This window comes from Blautia sp. ZXY-1-B12, assembly GCF_056339915.1.
The window spans coordinates 5001-30907 of sequence record NZ_JBWJVP010000024.1 but is presented as its reverse complement, the minus strand read 5'-3'; the positions used below and the strand labels follow the sequence as shown (position 1 = coordinate 30907).

The 25907-nt window shown below is 40.9% G+C and carries 27 protein-coding genes and 1 tRNA gene (1 of these 28 only partly in view); 26 read left to right on the top strand and 2 right to left on the bottom strand.

Features of this window, described 5'->3' with window-relative positions:
- The 23 genes from AC075L_RS01770 to AC075L_RS01660 all read left to right on the top strand — a co-directional run.
- Positions 1 to 717: SGNH/GDSL hydrolase family protein (locus tag AC075L_RS01770; protein WP_476387075.1), on the top strand; the 717-nt coding region annotated here is incomplete at its 5' end.
- Positions 718 to 1079: 362 nt separating this feature from the next.
- Positions 1080 to 1793 (top strand): LytR/AlgR family response regulator transcription factor, encoded by a 714-nt coding sequence (locus AC075L_RS01765; protein WP_182465370.1) that lies wholly within the window; start codon positions 1080 to 1082, stop codon positions 1791 to 1793.
- 26 nt (positions 1794 to 1819) lie between these two features.
- Positions 1820 to 3103 (top strand): ATP-binding protein, encoded by a 1284-nt coding sequence (locus AC075L_RS01760; protein WP_173744875.1) that lies wholly within the window; start codon positions 1820 to 1822, stop codon positions 3101 to 3103.
- Positions 3104 to 3332: 229 nt separating this feature from the next.
- Positions 3333 to 3497, top strand: coding sequence for a cyclic lactone autoinducer peptide (locus AC075L_RS01755; RefSeq protein ID WP_118567226.1), 165 nt, complete (start codon positions 3333 to 3335; stop codon positions 3495 to 3497).
- A 3-nt stretch (positions 3498 to 3500) separates the two neighbouring features.
- Positions 3501 to 4064 carry an accessory gene regulator B family protein gene (locus tag AC075L_RS01750; protein ID WP_118567225.1) on the top strand — a complete coding sequence of 188 codons (564 nt, stop codon included), beginning with the start codon at positions 3501 to 3503 and terminating at the stop codon, positions 4062 to 4064.
- Positions 4065 to 4079: 15 nt separating this feature from the next.
- On the top strand, positions 4080 to 4979 hold the full coding sequence (locus tag AC075L_RS01745; protein ID WP_118567224.1) for a trypsin-like serine peptidase: 900 nt from the start codon (positions 4080 to 4082) through the stop codon (positions 4977 to 4979).
- A 71-nt stretch (positions 4980 to 5050) separates the two neighbouring features.
- Positions 5051 to 6121, top strand: coding sequence for a DUF459 domain-containing protein (locus AC075L_RS01740; protein ID WP_476387074.1), 1071 nt, complete (start codon positions 5051 to 5053; stop codon positions 6119 to 6121).
- Between the two features lie 316 nt (positions 6122 to 6437).
- Positions 6438 to 7490, top strand: a complete 1053-nt coding sequence (locus tag AC075L_RS01735) for an L-threonylcarbamoyladenylate synthase (protein ID WP_118567209.1) — start codon at positions 6438 to 6440, stop codon at positions 7488 to 7490.
- Between the two features lie 132 nt (positions 7491 to 7622).
- Entirely contained in the window at positions 7623 to 8054 is a 432-nt protein-coding gene (gene rpiB, locus AC075L_RS01730) for a ribose 5-phosphate isomerase B (RefSeq protein ID WP_118567208.1), read from the top strand.
- 224 nt (positions 8055 to 8278) lie between these two features.
- Positions 8279 to 8770 (top strand): deoxycytidylate deaminase, encoded by a 492-nt coding sequence (locus AC075L_RS01725; RefSeq protein WP_118567207.1) that lies wholly within the window; start codon positions 8279 to 8281, stop codon positions 8768 to 8770.
- 556 nt (positions 8771 to 9326) lie between these two features.
- A complete protein-coding gene (proS, locus tag AC075L_RS01720) occupies positions 9327 to 10766 on the top strand; it encodes a proline--tRNA ligase (protein WP_022380532.1) in 1440 nt (479 codons plus the stop codon).
- Positions 10767 to 10857: 91 nt separating this feature from the next.
- A complete protein-coding gene (locus AC075L_RS01715) occupies positions 10858 to 12183 on the top strand; it encodes a CCA tRNA nucleotidyltransferase (protein ID WP_118567206.1) in 1326 nt (441 codons plus the stop codon).
- Positions 12184 to 12462: 279 nt separating this feature from the next.
- Positions 12463 to 13461, top strand: a complete 999-nt coding sequence (locus AC075L_RS01710; protein WP_476387073.1) for a phosphotransferase — start codon at positions 12463 to 12465, stop codon at positions 13459 to 13461.
- A gap of 138 nt (positions 13462 to 13599) precedes the next feature.
- Positions 13600 to 13878, top strand: a complete 279-nt coding sequence (locus AC075L_RS01705; protein ID WP_008707945.1) for an HU family DNA-binding protein — start codon at positions 13600 to 13602, stop codon at positions 13876 to 13878.
- A gap of 97 nt (positions 13879 to 13975) precedes the next feature.
- The gene (locus tag AC075L_RS01700; RefSeq protein WP_008707948.1) at positions 13976 to 14215 is read left to right on the top strand and encodes an RNA-binding S4 domain-containing protein; all 240 of its coding nucleotides are present in this window, start codon (positions 13976 to 13978) and stop codon (positions 14213 to 14215) included.
- Positions 14216 to 14371: 156 nt separating this feature from the next.
- Positions 14372 to 14653 (top strand): sporulation protein YabP, encoded by a 282-nt coding sequence (gene yabP / locus AC075L_RS01695; RefSeq protein ID WP_008707950.1) that lies wholly within the window; start codon positions 14372 to 14374, stop codon positions 14651 to 14653.
- A gap of 3 nt (positions 14654 to 14656) precedes the next feature.
- The gene (gene yabQ, locus AC075L_RS01690) at positions 14657 to 15115 is read left to right on the top strand and encodes a spore cortex biosynthesis protein YabQ (RefSeq protein ID WP_476387072.1); all 459 of its coding nucleotides are present in this window, start codon (positions 14657 to 14659) and stop codon (positions 15113 to 15115) included.
- Positions 15076 to 15390: an FtsB family cell division protein gene (locus tag AC075L_RS01685; RefSeq protein ID WP_294694469.1), complete on the top strand. Its 315-nt coding sequence runs from the start codon at positions 15076 to 15078 to the stop codon at positions 15388 to 15390. Before yabQ ends, AC075L_RS01685 begins: the two co-directional genes overlap by 40 nt.
- A 186-nt stretch (positions 15391 to 15576) precedes the next feature.
- Positions 15577 to 17070: a SpoIIE family protein phosphatase gene (locus AC075L_RS01680; protein ID WP_476387071.1), complete on the top strand. Its 1494-nt coding sequence runs from the start codon at positions 15577 to 15579 to the stop codon at positions 17068 to 17070.
- 40 nt (positions 17071 to 17110) lie between these two features.
- A complete protein-coding gene (tilS, locus tag AC075L_RS01675) occupies positions 17111 to 18568 on the top strand; it encodes a tRNA lysidine(34) synthetase TilS (RefSeq protein WP_118330694.1) in 1458 nt (485 codons plus the stop codon).
- Complete coding sequence (hpt, locus tag AC075L_RS01670) at positions 18561 to 19091, top strand: hypoxanthine phosphoribosyltransferase (RefSeq protein ID WP_020993437.1); 531 nt, start codon at positions 18561 to 18563, stop codon at positions 19089 to 19091. Before tilS ends, hpt begins: the two co-directional genes overlap by 8 nt.
- Before the next feature lie 16 nt (positions 19092 to 19107).
- Positions 19108 to 20961, top strand: coding sequence for an ATP-dependent zinc metalloprotease FtsH (ftsH, locus tag AC075L_RS01665; RefSeq protein ID WP_055054071.1), 1854 nt, complete (start codon positions 19108 to 19110; stop codon positions 20959 to 20961).
- Positions 20962 to 21312: 351 nt separating this feature from the next.
- The gene (locus tag AC075L_RS01660; protein ID WP_476387070.1) at positions 21313 to 23448 is read left to right on the top strand and encodes a glycoside hydrolase family 13 protein; all 2136 of its coding nucleotides are present in this window, start codon (positions 21313 to 21315) and stop codon (positions 23446 to 23448) included.
- A gap of 119 nt (positions 23449 to 23567) precedes the next feature.
- Here the strand turns inward: AC075L_RS01660 and AC075L_RS01655 are convergent.
- A tRNA-Tyr gene (locus AC075L_RS01655) sits at positions 23568 to 23649 on the bottom strand.
- Positions 23650 to 23917: 268 nt separating this feature from the next.
- Between AC075L_RS01655 and fba the strand changes: the two genes are divergently transcribed.
- Entirely contained in the window at positions 23918 to 24781 is an 864-nt protein-coding gene (gene fba / locus AC075L_RS01650) for a class II fructose-1,6-bisphosphate aldolase (protein WP_022379939.1), read from the top strand.
- Here the strand turns inward: fba and AC075L_RS01645 are convergent.
- Entirely contained in the window at positions 24764 to 24904 is a 141-nt protein-coding gene (locus AC075L_RS01645; protein WP_319017446.1) for a DUF6783 domain-containing protein, read from the bottom strand. The two genes, fba and AC075L_RS01645, sit on opposite strands and share 18 nt — an antisense overlap.
- On the opposite strand from AC075L_RS01645, the gene AC075L_RS01640 reads away from it, so the two are divergent.
- Positions 24851 to 24964 carry a DUF6783 domain-containing protein gene (locus tag AC075L_RS01640; protein WP_320442802.1) on the top strand — a complete coding sequence of 38 codons (114 nt, stop codon included), beginning with the start codon at positions 24851 to 24853 and terminating at the stop codon, positions 24962 to 24964. The two genes, AC075L_RS01645 and AC075L_RS01640, sit on opposite strands and share 54 nt — an antisense overlap.
- Positions 24965 to 25102: 138 nt before the next feature.
- On the top strand, positions 25103 to 25907 hold the 5' portion of the coding sequence (locus AC075L_RS01635; RefSeq protein WP_476387069.1) for a L,D-transpeptidase family protein. 638 nt of this gene lie beyond the right edge of the window; 805 of the gene's 1443 nt are visible here — the first part of the coding sequence; its start codon is at positions 25103 to 25105; its stop codon lies beyond the right edge, outside the window.

The following is a 25907-nucleotide window of genomic DNA, read 5'->3' as shown; positions in this document are numbered from 1 at the left end:
CCGCAGTATCAGGCGGGACAGGTGATACAGGTAAGGAAGAAAACCCATTTATATGCAGTTATGTATAACTGGCAACAGGAGCCGGATATTCAGGTCAATAATCTGGCAGCTCAGCTGTCGGAGTATTCCGGAATTATTTTTGTGGGAGATTCCAGAACGTATTTTATGCAGAAAACTCTTCTTCGGGAATATGGAAAGGATGCAGTTTCAAAAGTATCATTTGTGTGTAAGACAGGGGAGGGACTGAGCTGGTTTGAAACAGCAGGAGAGAGAGTAATGAGAAGTGAAATTGCCCGTCTGCAGTCAGATTCAGATAAGCCCGTAGCAGTTATTTTTAATCTTGGTGTGAATGATCTTTCGAGTCATAATTCCGGAAATGGGGTTGATTATAAAGGCGAGGCAAATGCATATCTTGCGCGTATGAACACTCTTGCAGAGGAACTTGAAAGTGACTGCAGATTGTTTTATATGTCTGTAAATCCGGTAAATACAGCAATGAAACCAACCCGAAAAGAAGCGCAGTTACGTTATTTTAATGACAGATTGCAGAGCAGGTTAAATAAGAGATTTCAATGGATAGATACCTATAAATATCTGATGAAAAACGGTTACAGTACATACAATGAGTTTAAGGGAAATATAGATGACGGCGTTCACTATTCTACATGTACCTATAAAAGAATTTATAAATATTGTATGAATGCAATCAGAAGTTAGAAAAACAGTGGTAAGCATGGATTATGAAGTCCATGGTTACCACTGTTTTTACGTTACAGTCTGGATACATTCGTGCTTAACATTAGAAAGTTCAAAAATATAATCAATTGGAATTCCGAGTAATTTACGTAATTCTTTAATACGGTTCATTTTTAGTCTTTCTGGTCAATATTATACAAGTTATAGTTGTATAAAACAGAAGTTGGTAATATGCTTTTTATAAGTTAATTTAAGTTGAAAGGATTGAGAAAATGCAGTATTATACACTATAAAAAGAAGTACAAATATATATGGAAATAGAATATTTGGATTTACTTTTTGTATTGATATCTATAATATCCGTTTGATTGGAGAAAATGGTTATGCAGGTTATTATATGTGATGATGAATTTAGTACATGTGTACAATTAGAAAATTATATTGAAAAATATTCTCAGGAGCATTTTATAAAAGCAGATATAGATGTGTTTTATGATGGTGAATCGTTATGTGAATATCTGAAAAGTTCATCTTCTGTAGATTTATTGTTTTTGGATATTGAATTACCGAAATGTAATGGTGTAGAGGTTGGAAAATATATAAGAGAAAAATTGGAAAATGAAGAAACTGAGATTATTTATATATCATCTAAGACAAATTATGCTATGAAACTTTTTCAATGCAGACCGATGGATTTTCTTGTAAAACCCATTACTTTTCCAATGGTAGAGAGAACTTTAGATATAGTGATGAAGAGAGAACTTGTGAACAGAAAAAAAATAACGGTTAAGATAGACAGAGAAAATCGTGTTTTTTTTATAAAAGATATTTTATATTTCAGAAGTGAGAACAAGACTGTTTATATGGTCATGCAGTCAGGAGAAACATTTAAATTTTCTGCTAAATTGGATGATATAGAATCTGAGATTTCAAATAAAATGTTTTTAAGAATACATAAATCATATCTGATTAATCACGTTTATGTACAATGTTACGGAACTGATCGGGTTAAGATGATAAATGGTGATATAGTCAGTATATCGAAAACATATAGGGGAAGTGTAAAGCAAAAACTGATACAGTTAGAACTGGGATAGAAAAAGATTATAAAATGGGAGGAAAAATGCAGGAAATTATACTTGGGGTAATGGCGAATATTTTGAGAACATATGCTATTTACCGCTTTATGGAAGTGATGAATCCTTTAAAAACAGTTTCGCGACGTTTGAAGATATTGATGTATTCTGGTTTTGTAGTCCTCACAAGTGGGGGATATTATCTGTTTCATAATCAGATAATTAATATTATGACAAATCTGACGGGATTAATGTTGATACTTTTAATATATAAGGAAAGCTTAGAAAAAAAAATAGTATTTGCTATTGGAATTTATTCGATTAATGTAGTGATTGAAAGTTTGGTTTTTTCTGCAACCGGTTTATATAAAGATTATGATGAAATGACTCGTTCCATAAAAGAATGCATCACCAGTTTGGGAATATATTTTTGTGTGTTTCTGTTAGAGAGAACTTGTTTTAAGAAAGAACGACAGTTTCCAATAAGGACATCTCTCTGGATTATGATGTTATCTGTACCAGCATTTAGTATAATAGAAGTATTTTGTATGTGGCAGGCAAATTATACTAATAAGCGACTTATTAGTATGGAAATTATTGGAATTTTGATCACTAATATTGCAATATTTTATCTGTATGATGCACTACAGGATTATTATGAACAGAAATCAGAGAAAGAAAAATTTCATTCTTTAATGGAAGGTTACAGGAATCAAATTGAAGTTATGCAGGAATCATGGAGAAAGATTAGAAGTTTGAGACATGATTTGAAACATCATATCTTTGAATTGAAATATCTGACAGCACACGAAGATATAAATAAAATTCTGATATATCTGGATAATATGGAGAAGCAGATAGTAAATGAGGACGAATATATATGTTCTGGTATTAGTGAGGTAGACAGTACATTAAATTACTTATTGCATTATGCAAGGCAAAATCTAGATGATGTGCGAGCGAAAGTAGCATTACCTGAAGAATTAGATATTCATGGATTTACATTAAATGTAATATTGGGAAATTTGCTTGATAATGCGATTTATGCGGCAAAACAGTCCGAAAAAAAGTATCTGAGTATATTTATACGGGAAAAACAGGGGATATTGTATATACAAGTAGAAAATAGTTACAGTGGTGTTTTGCGAATGGAAAAAAACAAACTATTATCAACCAAAGAAAATGTGGATAGACACGGAATTGGATTAGGCAATGTGGAAAAAATTGTAAAAGAGAAAGAAGGAGATATAAATATAAACTGGGATGAAGAAATATTTTGTGTGAAAGTAATGTTATTGGTAGAAAAGCTGAAATCTGCTGAAATTATATAATGAAATAACAAAAACAGATGGTAAAAGTCATCTGTTTTTTGCGTATGACGGGCATACCGTCAATCTGTGGTGAAAGTCCACTTACTTACTCGACTGAGAGGGGAGAAAAAAATTTCCCCTACTCGATTATTATAGATTAGTTTCGCCAAATTTAGGGCTATTTTCGCCATGTTCTAAATTTACAAGGTGAAACGTAGTATAATTTGAAAAGCAGAAAGGAGAGAAAAACATGGCAGATAAAAATAATTTTAATTGCAATTTCAAAGAAAATGTAGGAAAAGTAGTAGTTATATTGGCAAAGAAAATAGCTGCAATGGAAGTGAATTCTTCGTGCCCGCTTTTTGCTTATCAGCCGGAGATACCAGAAAGCGTGAAAAAACTGAGAAAATTTTAAAGTATGAATAACTGGGCTGACAGAAGTGGAGAGGTCTTTATAAAAACCAAAATTGTACCAGCAGATGATAAAGAAATATTAGAATATGGGATTTCTCAGGGATTGTTTCTAGTATTCAATCTGTTAATCTTTTTTGGAATTTGTTGTTATTTCAAAATTATTATTTGGGGATTCATATTTTTGGTTTTATTCTGGCCCTTACGTATTTATGCAGGAGGTTATCATGCAAAAACAAGAATGCATTGTATATTGATATCAACCTTTATGGAAATTATGGCTTGTAATATCATTTGTAAACCATTTATCAAGGAGATTACAATGATATGCGTTGCAATTATTTCACTATATATCATATACGAATTAGCACCGGTGGATACAGAGATGAGATGTCTGGATATTAAGGAACGCAAAATTTTTCGTTTAAAAGTACATAGGTTATTATTGATTGAAAGTGTCTTTATGTTTGTGGCAGTGGTTATGAAATGGAAGCTTTTTTACAAGGTTATTGCTACAGCATTATTTTTAGTAGCGACATTGTTAGTAATTGAGAAAGTGAAAAGTATTTGAAAGGGAAAAAATAGTATGAAACTCAAAAAAATGTTATTAGGTACAATAATAGGAATAACTCTATATAGTTGTATATCTGTAGTTGCATTTGCTAATACAGAAGAAGTTAGAGTTTATGATGTTGACACTGAAACAACAAGTATTACCACTTTTTCTTATTCGGGAAATGAGACAGCGGATGAGGAATTACTGGAACCCTCATATGGAACCGTGGGACAAGAAAGTGCAGATCCGGAAGAAGATGCAGATTCATTTGCTGATGAAAAATCTGTAATTGGCAGTGATGTAAGAACTCGAGTAAACAATACTACGAAAGTACCTTATAGATGGACTGCATATCTGGAAGCAACCTGGAAAGATGGAAGTGTAACAACGGGTACTGCTTTTATGGTGGGAATTAATTCTGCTGTTACAGCGGCTCATAATGTATATAATACGAATAAAGGTGGATATGCAAAAAAGGTGTTATTTTGGCCAGGGCGTAATGGAAATGCAACACCTTATTCAGGAAGTCATGTGAAGAAAATATATGTACCAAAGATTTATAAATCAGAAAATCAAACGGCATATGATTGCGCTGTTTTAAAAACTCAGAATGCATTAGGGAAAACAACGGGCTATTTTGGAATTAGAAAACAGGCGAAAGATTATGGCAGCATTGTAGTTTGTATTCCAGGATATCCGGCAGAATATTCCAAACAAATGTGGAAGGCAAAAGGCAGTATTGCAGGTTCTTCACAAAATTTATTTTCGTATAAGCTCAGTACTTCAGCAGGGCAAAGTGGTTCACCTATTACGAGGGTATATTATGGACAGTGGTATGCTTTAGGGGTTCACACAACAGGTGCCGAAAGTGTAAATATAGGAACAAGATTTGGGAATTATTTATATAATTTTGTTAAATCTTATAGATAATTAATAATAAAAAAACAGCTTCTGCTCAGAAAATATCTGGGAGAAGCTGTTTGTGCAAGGAGATAAATATTATGGTAAAAAAATTGTTTTTTGTAATGTTGACAGGAATGATTTGTTTCAGCTCATGTTTTTGTGAAACAGCTTTTGCGAAAACCAGCAAAGTAAGGGTTTACGATGTGGAAAAAGGAACCACAGGTTTCACATCTTTTACATATTCGGATAATAAAAAGGATGAATCACTGGCACCGTCGGAGGGAACAGGAGCGATTTCATCTGCTTCTCAGAAGGTGGTTATTTTCCATCAGGCAGATGGGTCTACGATAATAAGAAAAGCAGACAGTAATGGAAAAGTGACACTTCCAGCAATAAGAAATCAGACAGGATATACTTTTCTTGGATGGAGCACGAAGCCGGATCAGACTCAGAATCCGCAGTATCAGGCGGGACAGGTGATACAGGTAAGGAAGAAAACCCATTTATATGCAGTTATGTATAACTGGCAACAGGAGCCGGATATTCAGGTCAATACTCTGGCAGCTCAGCTGTCGGAGTATTCCGGAATTATTTTTGTGGGAGATTCCAGAACGTATTTTATGCAGAAAACTCTTCTTCGGGAATATGGAAAGGATGCAGTTGCAAAAGTATCATTTGTGTGTAAGACAGGGGAGGGACTGAGCTGGTTTGAAACAGCAGGAGAGAGAGTAATGAGAAGTGAAATTGCCCGTCTGCAGTCAGATTCAGATAAGCCCGTAGCAGTTATTTTTAATCTTGGTGTGAATGATCTTTCGAGTCATAATTCCGGGAATGGGGTTGATTATAAAGGCGAGGCAAATGCATATCTTGCGCGTATGAACACTCTTGCAGAGGAACTTGAAAGTGACTGCAGATTGTTTTATATGTCTGTGAATCCGGTAAATACAGCAATGAAACCAACTCGAAAAGAAGCGCAGTTACGTTACTTTAATGACAGATTGCAGAGCAGGTTAAATAAGAGATTTCAATGGATAGATACCTATAAATATCTGATGAAAAACGGTTACAGTACATACAATGAGTTTAAGGGAAATATAGATGACGGCGTTCACTATTCTACACGTACCTATAAAAGAATCTATAAATATTGTATGAATGCGATCAGATAATGCTTTTTGATTTATACACAAATTATAATCTTGTTTCAGGTAAGCAGTATAAGCAGAAGTTAAGGCCACAGAACTCACAAGAGAAAGGGTATATGTATTGCCTGATAAATTAAGAGATTGATGTACGAGCTGACAGGAGAAATATTTTCTGTCAGCTTGTTATTTGTTTGGTTGGATAATGGAGAATATCTGTTTGCCAAAGAAGAAACATTTGACGAATTTTTGTCTCTGTTGTATCATGAACATACAAAACGAAAATAAAGTAAGAGGAATATTGTTATATAAAATACAGAACAGATAAGAAAGCAGGAATAAAATGAAAGCAGAAGTTGTATCCATGACAGCGGATAATCTTGATATGGAGGCTATCCGGCGTGGTGGAGATATTTTGAAGCAGGGTGGTCTGGTTGCGTTTCCTACGGAGACTGTGTATGGTCTTGGAGGAGATGCGTTGAATCCACAGGCTTCTATGAAAATTTATGCGGCGAAGGGCAGACCTTCGGATAATCCGCTGATCGTGCATATTGCAGAGTTTGATAAGCTGGCTCCGATTGTAGCTGAGGTTCCGGAGAAGGCGAAGATTTTGGCAGAGAAGTACTGGCCGGGTCCGCTGACTATGATTCTTCCGAAGTCGGATCTTGTACCACAGGAGACTACGGGTGGTCTGGACAGTGTGGCGGTTCGGTTTCCGAGTGACAGGATCGCGCAGGAGCTGATCAAGGTAGCAGGTGGTTATGTGGCTGCGCCCAGTGCCAACACTTCGGGAAGACCAAGCCCGACTACTGCACAGCATGTAGAGGAGGATCTTGGTGAAGCGATTGAGATGATCATTGACGGAGGCCAGGTGGGAATCGGTCTTGAGTCTACGATCGTTGATTTTACTGAGGATGTGCCTGTGGTTTTGCGTCCGGGTTATATTTCTCTGGAGATGCTTCAGGAGACTCTGGGGGATGTAAGGATGGACAAGGGGCTGATTGCGGCTGACAGCAAAGTGCATCCGAAAGCACCGGGTATGAAATATCGCCATTATGCACCGAAGGCAGATCTGGCAATTGTTGAGGGACCGGAGGAAGCTGTTGTGAAGAAGATCAATGAGCTGGCTGCGGAGGCGAAAGTACACGGCGAGCAGGTTGGAATTATTGCAACGGACGAGACAAAGGACAGATATCCCGAAGGTCTGGTAGTCAGCATCGGAAGTCGGAAAGAAGAGGAAACAATCGCCCATCATTTATATGAAGTGCTTCGTGATTTTGACCAGAGTGCGGTCAGGTCTATTTATTCAGAAGCGTTTTATACACCAAGAATGGGACAGGCCATTATGAACCGTCTGCTGAAAGCAGCGGGACATAAGATCATACAGGTGGTATGATATAATCAGGTAGTGAAGCAGATATATGCCTGATTATATAATCTTATCAGCAGTAATGGCCAGATGGATAATGAAGATTCACTTAAATAGTCTGCTGAAGAGGTAAAGAAATTAATTTCAGGAGGAAGATTAATGATAGCTTTAGGATGTGATCATGGTGGATATGAACTGAAACAGGAGATCAAGAAGTATCTGGATGAGAAAGGAATTGAATATAAAGATTATGGATGTGACAGTCTGGATTCCGTAGATTATCCGATATATGCAAAGAAGGTTGCACATGCAATTCTTGACGGCGAATGTGAGAAGGGAATCCTGATCTGCGGAACAGGTATCGGAATTTCCATTACAGCAAATAAGATTAAGGGAATCAGAGCTGCAGTCTGCACAGATTGTTTTACAGCAGAGGCTACAAGACTTCACAATGATGCTAATATCCTTGCACTTGGCGGAAGAGTGGTAGGACCTGGGCTGGCATTGAAGATTGTGGATACATTTTTGAATACACCGTTTTCCAACGATGAGAGACATATCAGAAGAATTAATCAGATAGAGACTGAATAAGCCATAAAATAAGAAAACTGATAAAACAGCCGGAGCCTGCATGATTATAGTAATTCTCTCACATGTATGATGAATGAGGGTTGCCGTAGAGTAAAGTGTTAAGTTCTGGCTGTGTCAGTTATAAGCAGATAATGGTTACTGTTCGTTCCGTTCACAGTAACAGACAATGTGCTGATTTTATGAAGCGGATGAAGGGTGAAGTATGTGAAGGGGAGGTGTGGAAAATGGATGTAAATCATAAACGCACAGATTATTTATCATGGGATGAATATTTTATGGGAGTTGCCATGATGTCAGGGATGCGTTCCAAGGATCCGAATTCTCAGGTAGGAGCCTGTATTGTAAGTGAGGATAATAAAATCCTGTCCATGGGCTATAATGGTTTTCCAAAGGGCTGTTCAGATGATGAATTTCCATGGGCGAGAGAGGGTGACAGTCTTCATACGAAATATTTTTATGTGACCCACAGTGAATTGAATGCGATTCTTAATTACAGGGGAGGAAGTCTGGAAGGTGCAAAGCTTTATGTTTCCCTTTTTCCATGTAATGAATGTGCCAAGGCAATTATTCAGGCAGGTATTAAGACGATTGTCTATGACTGCGATAAATATGCAGACACGCCGGCAGTGCTCGCTTCCAAAAGAATGCTGGATGCAGCCGGGGTCCGTTATTATAAATATAACCGGACAGGACGTAAGATTACAATAGAAGTGTGATTTTGGCATATTCATGCCAAAACATCTCGCAGGATAGTGGTGTGTGAACAGTAACGATTTTACTCTTGACACATCAATTTATTTCAAATAAAATATAACCAAATGCGAAATATATACAGCGATGAAGAGAATAGTACATAAGGAGCAATCCCAGAGAAGAGTCCCGGAGAACAGCCGGTTGGCTGTGAAACAGTGGTGGAAGGATTCTGTGCGTGAATTATGGAACCGGCCTCGGAGCTCCGTACAATTGAAGTACGGCGTTTTTCCTGCGTTATCGGAAGAAGAGCGAGCAATGTGCAGGCATTTGGGCACAGTGCTAATTAGGGTGGTACCGCCGAAGCCTTTCGGTCCCTTGTGAGGGATGCTGGGCTTCTTTTTTTCGTTTTTTATAATATGACAGGTTTTGCAGGATTATAAAAAAGGCAGATTTTTGGACTGTGAAGCAGATAAGGAAATTTATTTATAGAAGAAAAATAAGAAGAATATGCATTCCGCCGCGACTATATCCTGATGCACTGTCAGGATCAACACAATCACATAAAAAGGAGAAGTAATCATGGCAAACAACAAGAAACTGGTAGAAGCCATCACATCCATGGAAGACGATTTCGCCCAGTGGTATACCGACGTTGTAAAGAAAGCTGAACTCTGCGGTTATACCAGCGTTAAAGGCTGCATGGCAATTAAACCTGCAGGATATGCGATCTGGGAAAATATCCAGCACGAACTGGACAGAAGATTTAAAGAGACTGGCGTACAGAATGTGTACATGCCAATCTTTATTCCGGAATCTCTTCTTCAGAAAGAGAAAGATCATGTAGAAGGATTTGCACCTGAGGTTGCATGGGTAACTCATGGTGGTCTGGATCCGCTTCAGGAGCGTCTGTGCGTACGTCCAACATCAGAGACATTATTCTGTGATTTCTATGCAAAAGAAATCCAGTCCCACAGAGACCTGCCGAAGGTATACAATCAGTGGTGTTCTGTAGTGCGCTGGGAAAAGACAACACGTCCGTTCCTTCGTTCACGTGAGTTCTTATGGCAGGAAGGCCATACAGCTCATGCTACAGCCGAGGAAGCAGAAGAGCGTACTATCCAGATGCTGAACCTGTATGCAGATTTCTGCGAGGAAGTACTTGCAATCCCGGTTATCAAGGGACAGAAAACAGACAAGGAGAAATTCTCCGGTGCAGAAGCTACTTATACAATTGAATCCCTGATGCATGATGGAAAAGCTCTTCAGTCCGGTACAAGCCATAACTTTGGCGATGGATTTGCAAGAGCATTCGGCATCCAGTATACAGATAAAGAAAATAAACTTCAGTATGTACATCAGACATCCTGGGGCATGACAACACGTATGATCGGTGCAATCATCATGGTACATGGTGATAACAGCGGTCTGGTACTGCCTCCGAGAATCGCTCCTGTACAGGCAGTGATCATCCCGATCCAGCAGAGAAAAGAGGGCGTTCTTGAGAAAGCAGATGAGATGTTTGCAGCATTAAAGGCAGCAGGAGTCCGCGTAAAAGTAGACGACACAGACAAGAGCCCGGGATTCAAATTCGCAGAGCAGGAAATGCGTGGTATTCCGATCCGTATCGAGTGCGGCCCGAAGGATATCGAGAATGGTCAGGCTGTGATCTGCCGTCGTGATACAAGAGAGAAATATACTGTTACATTTGATGAGCTTGTGGAGAAAGTACAGGAAATCCTGGAAACAATCCAGAAAGATATGCTGGAGCGTGCACGTAAGCACAGAGATTCCCATACTTATGTTGCTACAAACTATGAAGAATTCAAAGATACTATTGTTAACAAACCAGGTTTCGTAAAAGCTATGTGGTGCGGTGACCGCGCATGTGAGGACAAGATTAAAGAGGATGTTCAGGCTACATCCAGATGTATGCCGTTTGAGCAGGAACACTTAAGTGATGTCTGCGTATGCTGTGGAAAACCTGCCAAGAAGATGGTTTACTGGGGAAGAGCATACTAATCAATAAGAAAATAAAGAAAACCGGCAGCAGAGATATCTGAGTGCCGGTTTTCGGGGTTAAGAATAAATAGAAGAAGATAAGGATGGTCATATGATTCTGGAAATACCGAAAAACGCGGAAACAATTTTGCATATACTGGAAAAAGCAGGCTATGAAGCCTATGTGGTAGGCGGCTGTGTGCGTGATTCCATTCTGGGACGGAGCCCGGATGACTGGGACATCACCACATCCGCAAAGCCGGAGCAGGTCAAGGCTTTGTTTCACAGAACAGTGGATACAGGTCTGCAGCATGGAACAGTGACTGTTCTTATGGAAAAAGAAGGATATGAGGTCACGACTTATCGTGTAGATGGTGAGTACGAGGACGGCAGACATCCCAAAGAGGTCACCTTTACAGCAAGCCTTAAGGAAGACCTGAAACGCCGGGATTTCACCATCAATGCAATGGCATACAATCCTTCTTCAGGACTGGTGGACCTTTTCGGCGGACTGGAGGATATTGAGAGAAAAATCATCCGCTGTGTGGGAGATCCGCTGGAGCGTTTTACAGAGGATGCACTGCGGATTATGCGTGCAGTCCGTTTCAGTGCGCAGTTGGGCTTTGCCATTGAAGAAGAGACTCGTAAGGCACTGAAGGTTCTGGCACCGAATCTGAAGCATGTCAGCGCAGAGCGGATTCAGGTAGAGCTTGTGAAGCTTCTGATGTCTCCTCATCCGGATTATCTCAGGGTGGCTTATGAAGCCGGGATCACAGCTGAATTTCTTCCGGAGTTTGATGCATGTATGACAACATCCCAGAATACGCCGCACCACTGTTACACAGTAGGGGAGCATATCCTGCACAGTCTCTGTCATGTACGTGCAGATAAAGTTCTCAGGATTACCATGCTGCTTCATGATATTGGAAAGCCGGTTGTCCGGAAAACAGATGAGAATGGAAGAGATCATTTCAAGATGCATGGGATTGCGGGAGAAAAGATGGCTGCACAGATCCTGCGCAGGCTGAAATTCGATAATGATACGATCCGCAAGGTAACCCGTCTGGTAAAATGGCATGATGACAGACCGGATGGAACGACAAAGGCAGTGCGCAGGGCAGTGAACCGTATCGGTGAGGATCTCTTCCCATATTATCTGGAAGTGCAGCAGGCAGATATGCTGGCACAGAGTGATTACAGACGCACAGAGAAGCAGGAACGTCTGGATAAGGTGAAAGAGGCTTATGAGACGATCATTAATGAACATCAGTGTGTATCTTTAAAAACTCTGGCAGTGACAGGGAAAGATCTGATTGAAGCCGGTTATAAGCCGGGGCGTGAGATAGGAGAAACGCTGAACCGTCTTCTGGAAGTAGTGCTTGCCGATCCACAGAAGAATCAGAAAGAGATATTATTGGGTCTGCTTGATGAGAAATAGTGCAGTTTTATGGAATGGTCAGTATATCAGAATATTGGTTACTGTTCACACACCACTATCCCGCGAGGTGTTTTGGCATGAATATGCCAAAATCCCGAGACATACAAGCCAAAATTCCATTGCCGCAGGCAATCTGGAATGAATTTTGGCTACGTTACTGTGAACGGAGTGAACAGTAACGAATATAGTAAATAACAGTGGCTCTATGAAAATCCGGGGGTATATCCACCGGATTTTCTTCATATGTATAGAAAGAATTAAGATGATTAAGAGGGGGATATGTCATTGTATGATTACGGACTTGGCACTTTGGCTCAGTATGAGCTGACAGCAGACCGTTCTGCAAGGACAAGAGGAGCTTTACTCTGCTATACAGCTCAGGGACTTCTGATCCTGAGGGAATTTCACGGTTCTGAAAAAAAACTGGAAAAACAGCAGGAGCTTTTGATGAGACTTCAGGAAAATGGTATAAATACCGATTATTTTCTGCGGAATAATCAGGAAAGTCTGGTCAGTAAAGATAAGACTGAACAAAGGTTTACACTCCAGCACTGGTATGAAGGAAAAGAGTGTGACACAAAATCCCGGGAAGATATTTTAAAAAGTGTCCGGACACTGGCAAGGTTACATATTTTAATGAAAATGGAACCTGTGGAGGAATACAGGGAAAGATCTCTCAGGGAGGAATATCTCCGGCACAATCAGGAGCTTCGTAAGATACGCAAATTTATACGGAACAAAGGAGCATCCAATGTATTTGAGAAAAATTATCTGGCAAGTGTGGAGCAGTTTCTTGAAAGGGCACAGTATGCAGTAAAGCTTCTGGACGAGACGGATTATGATGATCTCAGGGAAAGGGCATGGCGGGAAGGACAGGTATGTCATGGAGAATATAATCAGCATAATATTCTGATGCTGAAAGGTGATCATTTGGGGACGGCAGTCACAAATTTTGGTCACTGGAGTTTTGATATTCAGATAGCAGATTTGTATCGTTTTATGAGAAAAATACTGGAAAAATATAACTGGAATCTGGAACTGGCAGGGGAAATGCTCAGGGAATATCATAAAATCCGTCCAATCTCGGCAGAAGAGTGGAAAAATCTGCGTGTACGTTTCACTTATCCTGAAAAATACTGGAAACTGGCAAATTATTATTATTCACACAAAAAGGTGTGGATTTCAGAGAAAAATGTGGAAAAGCTTCAGAATCTTATCAGACAGAGAGAAATCTGGGAGAATTTTGCAGAGGAATGTTTCAGGGATTATCCTCAGTAACACAGAGCTGAACAGAGCTGAACAGTTACGAAAAACCTTGACAATATGGGGAAAAAGGTATATATATAGAGGATAGAGCTCTGTCGCTTTTGGCAGATGCCACCAAACAAGAAAGAGATCATTAGAGGAGGAAACACCATGAATAAAACAGAATTAGTAGCAGCTATGGCGAAAGAGACAAACTTATCCAAGAAGGACGTAGAAGACGTTCTGAAATCTTTCGTTGATGTCGTTTCTAAAGAACTGAAAAATGGCGGAAAAATCCAGTTAGTAGGATTTGGTACATTTGAAGTAAGTGAAAGAGCTGCTCGCGAGGGAAGAAATCCTCAGACTGGTGAAACTATGAAAATCGAAGCTTCTAAATCACCGAAATTCAAAGCTGGAAAAGCATTAAAAGATATGGTTAACGGTAAATAATAAAGGCGATAACCGGGGGAACGAAAGTTCCCCTTTTTTGATACTCCGGAGGAGTAATTCGTGAGTATCCATTACAGAACATTTACAGGAGCAGAATATGAGATTAGATAAATACTTAAAGGTGTCACGTCTGATCAAACGCCGTACAGTGGCAAACGAAGCATGTGATGCAGGAAGAGTTCTTGTCAACGATAAGCCTGCCAAGGCATCTGTACAGGTAAAGACGGGAGATACTATTGAAATCCAGTTCGGAAGTAAGAATGTCAAAGTAGAAGTACTGGATGTAAAAGAAACTGTCAAAAAAGAAGATGTAGAGAGTATGTACAAATATCTTTGATTCCGGATGGTAATTTGCAGCTTTTGGCATTTGTGCAGTGGGAACATATAAATTTTTAACATTTTATTGTCTATTTCCATTTTCCGGCACATAAACTACTGATAAGTAATAGATTGGCAGGTCATAGTTTCCGGAGGCTGTGACCGGGAGGCGTCTGTGGAAGAGAAGAAGATACTTTCAACTCACAGCCTGATGCTGGAAAACCGTCAGAACGGGAGAATTACCGGGGTAAAGGATATTAAATCCTTTGATGAAAAAGAAATCCTGCTTTTTACACAGGCAGGGAAACTTGTAATAAAGGGAGAACAGCTTCATGTGAAGCAGCTTGATCTGGAAAAGGGAGAAGTAGATCTGGAAGGAAAAGTGGACAGTCTTACCTATCTGTCAAAGAATACAGATAACAGGGATGAATCCTTATTTAGAAGGATGTTCCGGTGAGAGATGAGTGCATTTATTCATCATGAATTACTTCTGCTGCTCCGGACAATAGCTGTGGGTGCTGTTCTCCTTTTGTGTTATGATCTGCTGGTTGCATTCAGGAATGTTTTTGTACATTCGGATAAAGCTGTCGGGACGGAAGACATTCTATACTGGCTTTGTTGTGCCTTTTTTGTTTTTTCGGAGATTTACAGGAGCAATGAAGGAATTCTGCGTTTTTTTATGGTTTTAGGCTTTTTATCCGGAGCGTATATCTGCAACAGGGTCCTCGGAGATATTTTTGTAAAATGCTGTACGAAACTTATGGAGATTCCTGTAATAATTATTAAATTTTTGATAAAATGGTTGCTATTTCCGGTCAAAAGATGTAAACTTCTGTGGTATAAAGCGTATAAATGTGCTAAAAAAGGAAGGCTGGCAAATTGGGTAATTCTAAGAAAAGGAAGAAAAAAAAGAAAGTAGGGTATAACTCTCTTGGAATGATTGCGATTGCGCTGGTTGTTTTAGTCCTTCTGGGAGGACTGATGCTAGAAAGTAATGACCTTAAGGAACGCCTCACAGGATATGATGCTAAGGCCGCCACTCTTCAGCAACAGATTGAAGATGAGCAGACACGTACAGAAGAAATTGATAAATTAAAGAAATATATGGGGACAGACGAATATGCAGAAGAGGTTGCCAGAGAGAAACTGGGACTTGTGAAGGACAATGAGACTGTTTTTAAGAAACAGCAGTAACAAATGTCGAAAACTTTTTCGAAGGATTCGTCTGTGTTTGACAGATATTTCAGAAACCCTTCCATATAATATCTGTAACTGTTTAGTACTTTGTGAAAGAGAGGACTGTTGAACAGTTATTGAAATTCTCTGATAAAAATGCAGTAGTCTGCTATATACAGGGAATGAATAAGGGGAGGGGAGAATATGCAGGAATGGATGATTGCCATGCTCGTTATCAGCATTATGCTGATCATACGGGACATGGCAAAAACTATTTTAGCAGAAAATCTGCCGGATACAGAAGAACTGTCGTCTCTGCAGGAGGGCCATCCTCAGAAAGAGAAGGTGGAGAAGTATGCGGCATCTTTTCAGAAACTGGCAGATACTTTCTACGGGATGCCTTATCGGAAAGATTATCTGAGCAGCAGGCAGGTTGAGCAGATCATTGAGGATACAAATGCAAAGGTATGCAGCAGATGCTATCAGAGGGAAATCTGCTGGGGAGAACACAGTCAGGAACTGGTGAAAGGAGTGGAGGCACTGGTACGTTCCATGGAGAGTGGAAACGAGGAAAATGTCAGAGGCATCCGCGCTGACTGGACAGGCATATGTCCCCGTTCCGTACAGTATTATGAGACGGTTGCAGAGAATTTTCAGAAAGAAAGGCAGAACCTGATGTGGGATAACCGTATGATCGAGAATCGGCTGGCAGTAGCACAGCAGCTTATGGAAGTCTCACATATCATGGAGAACGTAGCCAGTGATCTGTATGACCTGGAGCGAGTAACGCCGCAGTTTGAAGAAGAACTTCGCAAGGGACTGAGAAAGAGCCATGTGATCCTTCGCAGGGCATGGATGATGAATAAGGTGAAAGGACGTAAACAGATTTTTCTCACCATGCGTGCCAGAAGCGGTCAGTGTATTTCCATGACAGAGATCGCACAGCTTCTTTCAAAATACTGTGAAATTTCCATGGTACCTGTAAATGGGAGCAGATGTATTGTAAACGGAGAATATCACACTGTACATTTTGCTGAGGATGTAAACTATCAGGTTCTCTATGGAACGGCCAGGCTTACCAGAGAAGAAGAGAAGGTTTCCGGAGATAATTATATATGCAGACAGGAGGATGGCGGCAGGTTTGTTATGTGCCTTTCGGATGGCATGGGCTCAGGGATGGAAGCATGCAGGGAGAGCGAGACAGTTGTGGAACTTCTGGAACAGTTTATGGAGTCAGGATTTTCCCAGGAAACGGCAGCAAAGATGGTAAATTCTGCTCTGGTACTCAAAGGAGAGGAGGGTATGTTTTCTACAGTGGATATCTGCGCAGTGGACCTGTATACAGGAATCTGCAATTTTCTGAAGGCGGGGGCAGCGTCTACATTTATCAAAAGAGATCACTGGGTGGAATCTATTACTTCTGAAAGTCTGGCCGCAGGGCTTGTACAGCAGATTGATTTTGAGACAGCTACCAGAAAGCTGTACCATGGGGATTACCTGATCATGATGACAGATGGAGTCCTGGATGCATTGCCTGACCAGAAAGAGGAGGAAACCATGAAAGAAATCATTATGGATGTTCACGAGGAATCACCGAAAGATTTCGGCAGGGGAATACTGGAACGGGTGCTGGGATACAGCGATTATCATGCACGGGATGATATGACAGTGCTGGTGGCAGGCGTGTGGAAAAAATAATGCTGCGGATACTAAAATAGAAAAGGAAATCAGGATAAAAATGGAAAGAGAAATTCTTGCTTATATAAAGCAAAACAGGATGATCGGAAAAAATGATGTGGTCCTGGCAGGAGTGTCCGGCGGAAGTGACTCTATGGCAATGCTCCGCATTTTAAAGGAGCTTCAGGGAAAACTGGATTTTACATTGAGAGTGGTCCATATACATCATGGAATACGTGGAAAGGAAGCGGACAGGGACCAAAGCTTTGTGGAAAACATATGCCGGAAGTGGCAGATTCCATGTACTGTTTATTGTTATGATGTTCCGGGATTGAGCCGGGAGTGGAAGCTGGGCGAGGAAGAGACGGGAAGGATTGTAAGAAAAGAAGCTTTTCAGAGGGAAGCTGCCGTCTGTGGGAGAAAGGACAGTGAGATAAAAATTGCATTAGCGCATAATCAGGAGGATCTTGCGGAAACTATGCTTCATAATCTGTGCAGAGGAACAGGTCTGCGGGGACTATGCACCATGCGCCCTGTAGACGGAGAGATTATCCGCCCGATTCTGTGCTTAAGCCGGGACAAAATTGCAGAGTATCTGAAAGAAAAGAAGATTTCTCATATTCAGGACAGCACCAATCTGTCAGATGAATATACCAGAAATCGAATCAGACATCATATTCTTCCTATATTGGAACAGCAGGTAAATGGAAAGGCAGCGGCACATATGGCAGAGACTGCGGCAAGGATTTCCCAGGCAGAGGAATATCTTACGCAGCAGAGCTGCCTGGTTTTGGGCGAGTTTCAGAAAGGTAAGGAATATTACTTTACTGAAAAATTTTTTATGGAGCCTCAAATCATTCAGGTTTATGCATTACAACAGGCGATGGAACAGCTGGCAGGCAGACGGAAGGATCTGGCGGCTGTTCACTATGAGAAGGTTCTGGAACTTTATGAAATGCAGACTGGAAGACGGATCAGCCTTCCTTATCACATGGAAGCCAGAAGAGATTACGAGGGAGTAAGACTTTGCCGGTACGGAGAGGAGAAGTCAGCCGGGATGATCGGTGAAAAGCATAAAGGTTCAGATATCCAAAACGGAAAAACAGTTTGCGGAAAAAATATATCAGACAGGGAATGGAAAATCAGAATTCCGGGGACTGTGACCAGTCCGCTGGGAATTTTTTCGGCAGAAATATTTTTGTATGAAGGTCAGAAGATTGAAGAAAAAAAGTATACGAAATGGATGGATTATGATAAAATAGAAAAGAATCCGTATATTCGCACCAGACGGACAGGAGATTATATGGTTATCAATGCGCAGGGGAACACAAAGAAGCTGAACCGCTGTATGATCGATGAGAAAATCCCGTCGGAATACAGAGACAGCATTCCGCTGATCGCATGTGGAAAAGAAATCCTCTGGATGGTGGGAAGCAGGATAAATGAGAGGTATAAAATTAACCCCCAAACCAGGAAGGTGTTAGTATTAAATTACCAAGGAGGAAACGAAAATGAGTGAGAAAATCAAAGTTTTACTCAGCGAAGAGGAAGTAGATTCCCGTATTAAGCAGATCGCAGCAAAGGTCAGCAAGGATTATGCAGGCAAGGAAATCCATTTAATCTGTGTATTAAAAGGTGGTGTATTCTTTACCTGTGAACTTGCAAAGAGAATCACAGTGCCGGTTTCTCTTGACTTTATGTCTGTATCCAGCTATGGTGATGACACCAAGTCCAGCGGTGTTGTAAAGATCGTCAAAGACCTTGACCAGCCACTGGAAGGAAAGGACGTTCTGATCGTAGAGGATATCATTGACTCAGGAAGAACATTAAGTTATCTCATCGAAATTCTGAAGCAGAGAAATCCAAACAGCATCCGTCTGTGTACATTGCTGGATAAACCGGAGCGAAGAGTCAGAGATGTAAGAGTTGATTATTGCTGCTTTAACATCCCGGATGAGTTTGTAGTTGGCTATGGTCTGGACTATGCACAGAAATACAGGAATCTTCCATTCATAGGAGTAGTGGAACTGGGGGAAGACTGAAAGGAGATTTAAGTAAGTGAATAAACAGCCAAGCAGAATTGGTCTGTATCTGGTGCTGATCATTGCGCTGGTAGCCGGTTATTTTTATCTGAATAACCAGGTGGTTTCCCAGAGTAATTACACACAGAAGCAATTGGAGCAGGCTCTTGAAGACAACAAAGTGGTTGATGCGACAATTCAACAGAACAGAGAAGTGCCTACAGGTTCTGTGATTGTAGATACTACTGACTCCGGTCAGAAGAAGGTTTATGTGACAGATGTCAATCAGGCAATCGAACTGTTGAATAAATACGATATTGATATTACAACTCAGGATGTACCCGGAGACAATGTATTTCTGACAACCTTGCTTCCGGTTCTTCTCACAGGTGCCCTTGTGATCTTTCTGATCATGATGATGAACCGCCAGATGGCAGGTGGCGGTGGCGGCGGAAATGCCAAGATGATGAATTTCGGCAAGAGCCGCGCAAGAATGTCATCTCCGGATGATAATAAGAAAGTTACTTTTGACAAGGTAGCAGGTCTGCAGGAGGAGAAGGAAGATCTGGTAGAGGTGGTAGATTTCCTGAAATCTCCACAGAAATATACAAAAGTAGGCGCAAGGATTCCGAAAGGCGTGCTGCTTGTAGGCCCTCCCGGAACTGGTAAGACACTTCTGGCAAAGGCAGTGGCAGGAGAAGCGGGAGTTCCGTTTTTCTCCATTTCCGGTTCTGACTTTGTGGAAATGTTTGTCGGTGTAGGTGCATCACGTGTGCGTGATCTTTTTGAAGAAGGCAAACGCCATGCACCATGTATTATTTTCATTGATGAGATCGATGCGGTTGCAAGACAGCGTGGAACCGGTATGGGCGGCGGACATGATGAGAGAGAGCAGACACTGAACCAGCTTCTGGTAGAGATGGATGGCTTTGGTGTGAATGAGGGAATCATTGTGATGGCAGCGACTAACCGCGTGGATATCCTGGATCCTGCAATTTTGCGTCCGGGACGTTTTGACCGTAAGGTTGCAGTGGGACGTCCGGATGTGAAGGGAAGAGAGGAAATCCTCCGCGTTCATGCCAAGGACAAACCTCTTGGAGAGGATGTAGATCTGGCTCAGATTGCCAGAACAACAGCAGGATTTACAGGTGCAGATCTGGAGAATCTTCTGAATGAAGCTGCCATTGAAGCAGCGAGAAAGGGAAGAGGATTTATCCTTCAGTCTGATATCAAAGGTGCTTTTATCAAAGTAGGCATCGGTGCAGAGAAGAAGAGTAAGGTGATCTCTGAGAAAGAGAAAAAGATCACCGCGTATCATGAATCCGGACATGCGATCCTGTTTCATGTACTTCCGGATATGGATCCTGTCTACACGATTTCCATTATCCCGACAGGAATGGGAGCAGCAGGTTACACCATGCCTCTTCCGGATAATGATGAGATGTTTAATACCAAAGGAAAAATGCTTCAGGATATTATGACACTGTTAGGCGGGCGCATAGCAGAGGAAATTATCTTCGGGGATATTACGACTGGTGCATCCAATGACATCAAACGTGCAACTGCGACAGCCAGAAGTATGGTTATGAAATACGGAATGTCTGATAAACTTGGTCTTATCTGTTATGGTGATGATGACGACGAGGTATTTATCGGCAGAGACCTGGCTCATACCAGAAGTTACAGCGAGGATGTTGCCAAGTCCATTGATGAAGAAATCCGCCGTATTATCAGTGAATGTCATGACCAGGCAAAGAAGATCATTCTGGAACATGAGGATGTTCTGCACAAGTGTGCAAGTCTTCTTCTCGAGAAGGAAAAGGTGCACAGAGACGAATTTGAAGCACTTTTTACAACAGAAAATCCGGAAACAGAAAACAACAGTATATAATGTATACAAAAAAGTGTGCCAAATTTTGTGAAGTTTGTGCACACTTTTCTCTTGCCTCATGGTATTATATAAACCGTAAAAACCCCCCAATACATTATATAGTTTTTGCTACACCCCATAAGAAGAAATACCTTCTCCAAAAAAGCCAGCTTATCCCGCTGGCTTTTTTACTGTCTTAAAATATCATTACTGTTCACGTTATTTTCAGCAATGAAATATCTGCTTCGCCGGAATCCGGCAGTCCGAAATACTGTGACAGAATGAATGGTTGTGCAGAATCACTGAATATATAAGTATTTTTGGGAAAAACAGATGGTTGTCAGATAGTTTATTTTAGGATAAAATAATAAAATGATAAATGACAGAGAGGACTGGACGGAAATGGAACATGAAAAAGCAGATATAAAAAAAAGAATGCAGTACATCCTGAATATGCGTCCTGTGTTTAATAAAGAGGCGCTTTTCAGTGACGGAACAGAATATTACAGAATACCTGCAGAACCAAAGGCAGGAGATACAGTAACGATCAAATTCCGTACCCAGAGAAATAATGTAGATTCTGTATATCTGGTAAGCCAGGAGCAGCGTGTGCAGATGGAGATTTGCGGGACAGAGAACGGATTTGATTATTATTCTGCCCAGGTGACGATTGGAGCGGATATCTTTCGTTATTATTTTGAGATACAGTATGGACGGGTAACCTGTTATTACAATAATCAGGGAGTCTGTATGAAACATGAGGGCAGGATGGATTTTGAGATTTATCCGGGTTTTGATACTCCAAGGTGGGCCAAAGGTGCGGTAATGTACCAGATTTATGTAGACCGTTTTCTTAACGGAGATCCTACCAATGATGTTGTGACCGGAGAATATCATTATATTGGAGATAAGAGTGTACAGGTAGAGCAGTGGAATAAGATTCCGGCAGTGATGGGTGTGCGTGAATTTTACGGCGGTGACCTGCAGGGAATTATGAACAAACTGGATTATCTGCAGGATCTGGGAGTCGAGGTTATTTATTTAAATCCGATTTTTGTTTCTCCAAGTAATCATAAGTATGACTGTCAGGATTATGATTATGTGGATCCACATTACGGCAGGATTGTAGAAGATTGTAATGAGGGAATCCTTCTTGGAGACGACGATGATAATTCCCATGCATGGAAATATATCAAACGTGTGACAGATAAGAAGAATCTGGAAGCAAGTAATGAGCTTTTTGCGAAACTGACAGCAGAGATCCACAGAAGAGGAATGAAGATCATTCTGGATGGTGTGTTCAATCACTGCGGTTCTTTTAATAAGTGGATGGACAGAGAACGTATTTATGAGAATCAGGAAGGATATCCGAAAGGAGCTTATGTTTCTGCGGACAGTCCCTATCGTAATTTCTTTTCCTTTAATGATCCTAATGCATGGCCATATAACACCTCCTATGATGGATGGTGGGCACACGATACACTGCCTAAATTAAATTATGAGGGTTCCAGAGAACTTTATGATTATATTCTTCGTGTTGGACAGAAATGGGTATCTGCTCCTTATAATGTAGATGGTTGGAGACTGGATGTGGCGGCGGATCTGGGACACAGCAATGATTTTAACCATCAGTTCTGGAAAGATTTCCGGAAGGCAGTGAAAGCTGCCAATCCAAATGCCATTATCCTGGCAGAGCATTACGGTAATCCGGAAGGCTGGCTGAAAGGTGATGAATGGGATACAGTCATGAACTATGACGCATTTATGGAGCCGCTGACCTGGTTCCTGACAGGTATGGAGAAGCACAGCGACGAGTATCGTGAAGACTTGTTAGGAAACAGTGAGGCTTTTATCGGAGCTATGAAAACGCACATGAGAGCGCTTCATATGTCTGCACTTCAGACAGCCATGAATGAATTGTCAAATCATGACCATTCCAGATTCCTGACCAGAACCAATCACAGGGTAGGACGAATTTCCTATGCAGGTCCGGAGGCGGCATCTGAGGGAGTAAATCCGGCAGTTATGCGTGAGGCGGTTACCATCCAGATGACCTGGCCGGGCGCACCGACTGTATATTACGGAGATGAGGCAGGACTCTGTGGATTCACAGATCCGGATAACAGACGTACTTACCCCTGGGGACGTGAGGATTACCAGATGATCGACTTCCACAGGGTAATGATCCGTATCCATAAGAAATATGAAGTGTTAAAAACGGGATCACTGGGATTTCTCTGGAATGATTATCAGGGACTTTGTTATGCGAGATTTTCTCATGATGAACAGATAATTGTGATCGTAAATAATCAGGAAGAAGGCAGGGAAGTGGAGATACGGTTAGGACAGGCAGGAATCAGCCGTCTGGAAGATACAAAGCTGAAACGTGTTGTCATGACATCTGCAGTGGGATTTACGGAAGAATGTAAAGAATACACAGCAGCAGCCGGAATTCTGAAGATCACAATGCCGGCATTTGGCGCAGTGGTCTTACATCATAAAAATTAACAAAATGCGAAGCGGATGATCTTATCCGCCTGACCCGGACGGCAGCCTCTTGCGGAAGAAGGGGCTGCCGCTTTATAATATAACAAAAAAAAATCCAGACAAATGTCTGAACCTTTTGATGGATGGAGAAGGATTCGAACCTTCGAAAGCGTTGCTAACAGATTTACAGTCTGCCCCCTTTGGCCACTCGGGAATCCATCCTTAAACCGAAACTTATTATATATGAAATATTTAAATAATGCAAGCACTTTTTTATAAATTGCAGAAAATTATTATATATTGTGTATTGCCGGACTTTTTTGCATATCTTCCGGGGAATTTTGTTTGTTATTTTTTTGGCAAAAGAGTAGACGAAAAAGCAGAAATCTGGTAATATAACCATATCTGGATATAGATGTAATTCCATATCGGAGATTGATTAGGGTAACTGAGAATGAACACAGTTACTACAGATTAGGAGGAATTTATCATGTTAGTAAATGCAACAGAAATGCTGAAAAAAGCAAAAGCAGGTCATTATGCAGTTGGACAGTTCAACATCAACAACCTTGAGTGGACAAAGGCTATCCTTTTAACAGCTCAGGAACTGAACTCTCCTGTAATCCTTGGTGTATCCGAAGGTGCTGGTAAATATATGACAGGTTATAAAACAGTTGTTGGTATGGTTAACGGAATGATGGAAGAACTGAACATCACTGTTCCTGTAGCTCTTCACCTTGACCACGGCAGCTATGAAGGATGCTTAAAATGCGTTGAAGCAGGATTCTCATCCATCATGTTCGACGGATCTCATTACCCGATCGAAGAAAACGTTGCAAAAACTAAAGAACTGGTTAAGATCGTTGCTGAACACGGAATGTCTCTGGAAGCAGAAGTTGGCTCCATCGGTGGTGAAGAAGACGGTGTTGTAGGAATGGGCGAATGCGCAGATCCTAAGGAATGCAAGATGATCGCAGACCTTGGTATTGATTTCCTTGCAGCAGGTATCGGTAACATCCATGGAAAATATCCGGCTAACTGGAAAGGCTTAAGCTTTGAGACTCTGGATGCTATCCAGAAACTGACAGGAGAGATGCCTCTGGTACTTCACGGTGGCACAGGTATCCCGGCAGATATGATCAAGAAAGCTATCGACCTTGGCGTATCCAAAATCAATGTAAACACAGAATGCCAGCTTTCTTTCGCAGCAGCTACACGTAAATACATCGAAGAAGGAAAAGATCAGCAGGGTAAAGGATACGATCCTCGTAAACTTCTTGCACCTGGCTTCGAAGCAATCAAAGCTACTGTTAAGGAAAAAATGGAATTATTCGGATCAGTTAACAAAGCCTGATGATAACCTCATAAGTAAAAAATCCCGCATCCTTGTGATGTGGGATTTTTTTATGGACTCAAAAACCTGATGGGCTACGACAACCGAATTCGGACAAAATATACCGCAAAGTGGGGCGTGCAGATTGCAGGAATGATTTTTCAGACACGCTCTAAAGTAACAGGCGGTTGCTATCTGGAATGAATTTTGGCTACGTTACTGAGAACGGAGTGAACAGTAACAACAGGCGAACTGCATTTTACAAATTGATTTTTATCTCTCTATATAATAAAATAATTGCAGATATCTAAAATAAGGTGAAAGGAAGTAGCAGAACAAAGGATGGAACAGAAAAAAGCCTTAAATAGAAAGAAGCTGAAAGTGATTCTTGTAATATGTATCGTGATGATCGTGACAGCGGGAATCGGTCTGGCTGTTTACATACATCATGTGGATACTGTCACACTGGGAAGGAAAGTGAGTGTGTACAGGTTGGATGTATCGAAGCTTACCGTGGAAGAAGCGCAGCAGAAAATATCTGAAGCATTTCAGAATAAAAAAATAACATTTCATGAAGATGGAAAGGATGTTTATAATGTTTCAATGGAACAACTGGGATACAGTCTGGATCAGGACATTCTGAAAAGTGCACTGGAAACATTGAAACAGGAGAGAAGCGGGACATTTAAACTTTTTGCATCACAGAGAGATTATAAGATTGATTATCAGATCATCAGAGATGAAGCGCAGGAACAGGCAGCATTGTCTGCGGATCATTTTGATGAAAAAGACAGAACAGAACCTACGGATGCACATATCCGATATAGTAAAAAGAAACAGAAATATGTGTTGGTGAAACAGGTTTCCGGAAATCAGATTGATGAAAACAGGCTATTAAGCTATGTGGAGGAAACTCTGGATAAAGATTTCGAAACAGAATTGCTTACATCTGATGTAAAGATGGAATTAAACGAGGAAGTTTACCGGCAGCCGGATATTGAAGAATCAGGCGAAATGAAGCAGAAGGTGAAGAAGTTAAACAGCCTGTTGAAAAAATACCGCAGTACAACAGTTTCTTATTTGTTTGGCGAGGAAACGCAGGTGCTGGATTCAGACACGATCAGTTCCTGGCTGCAGATTAAAAATA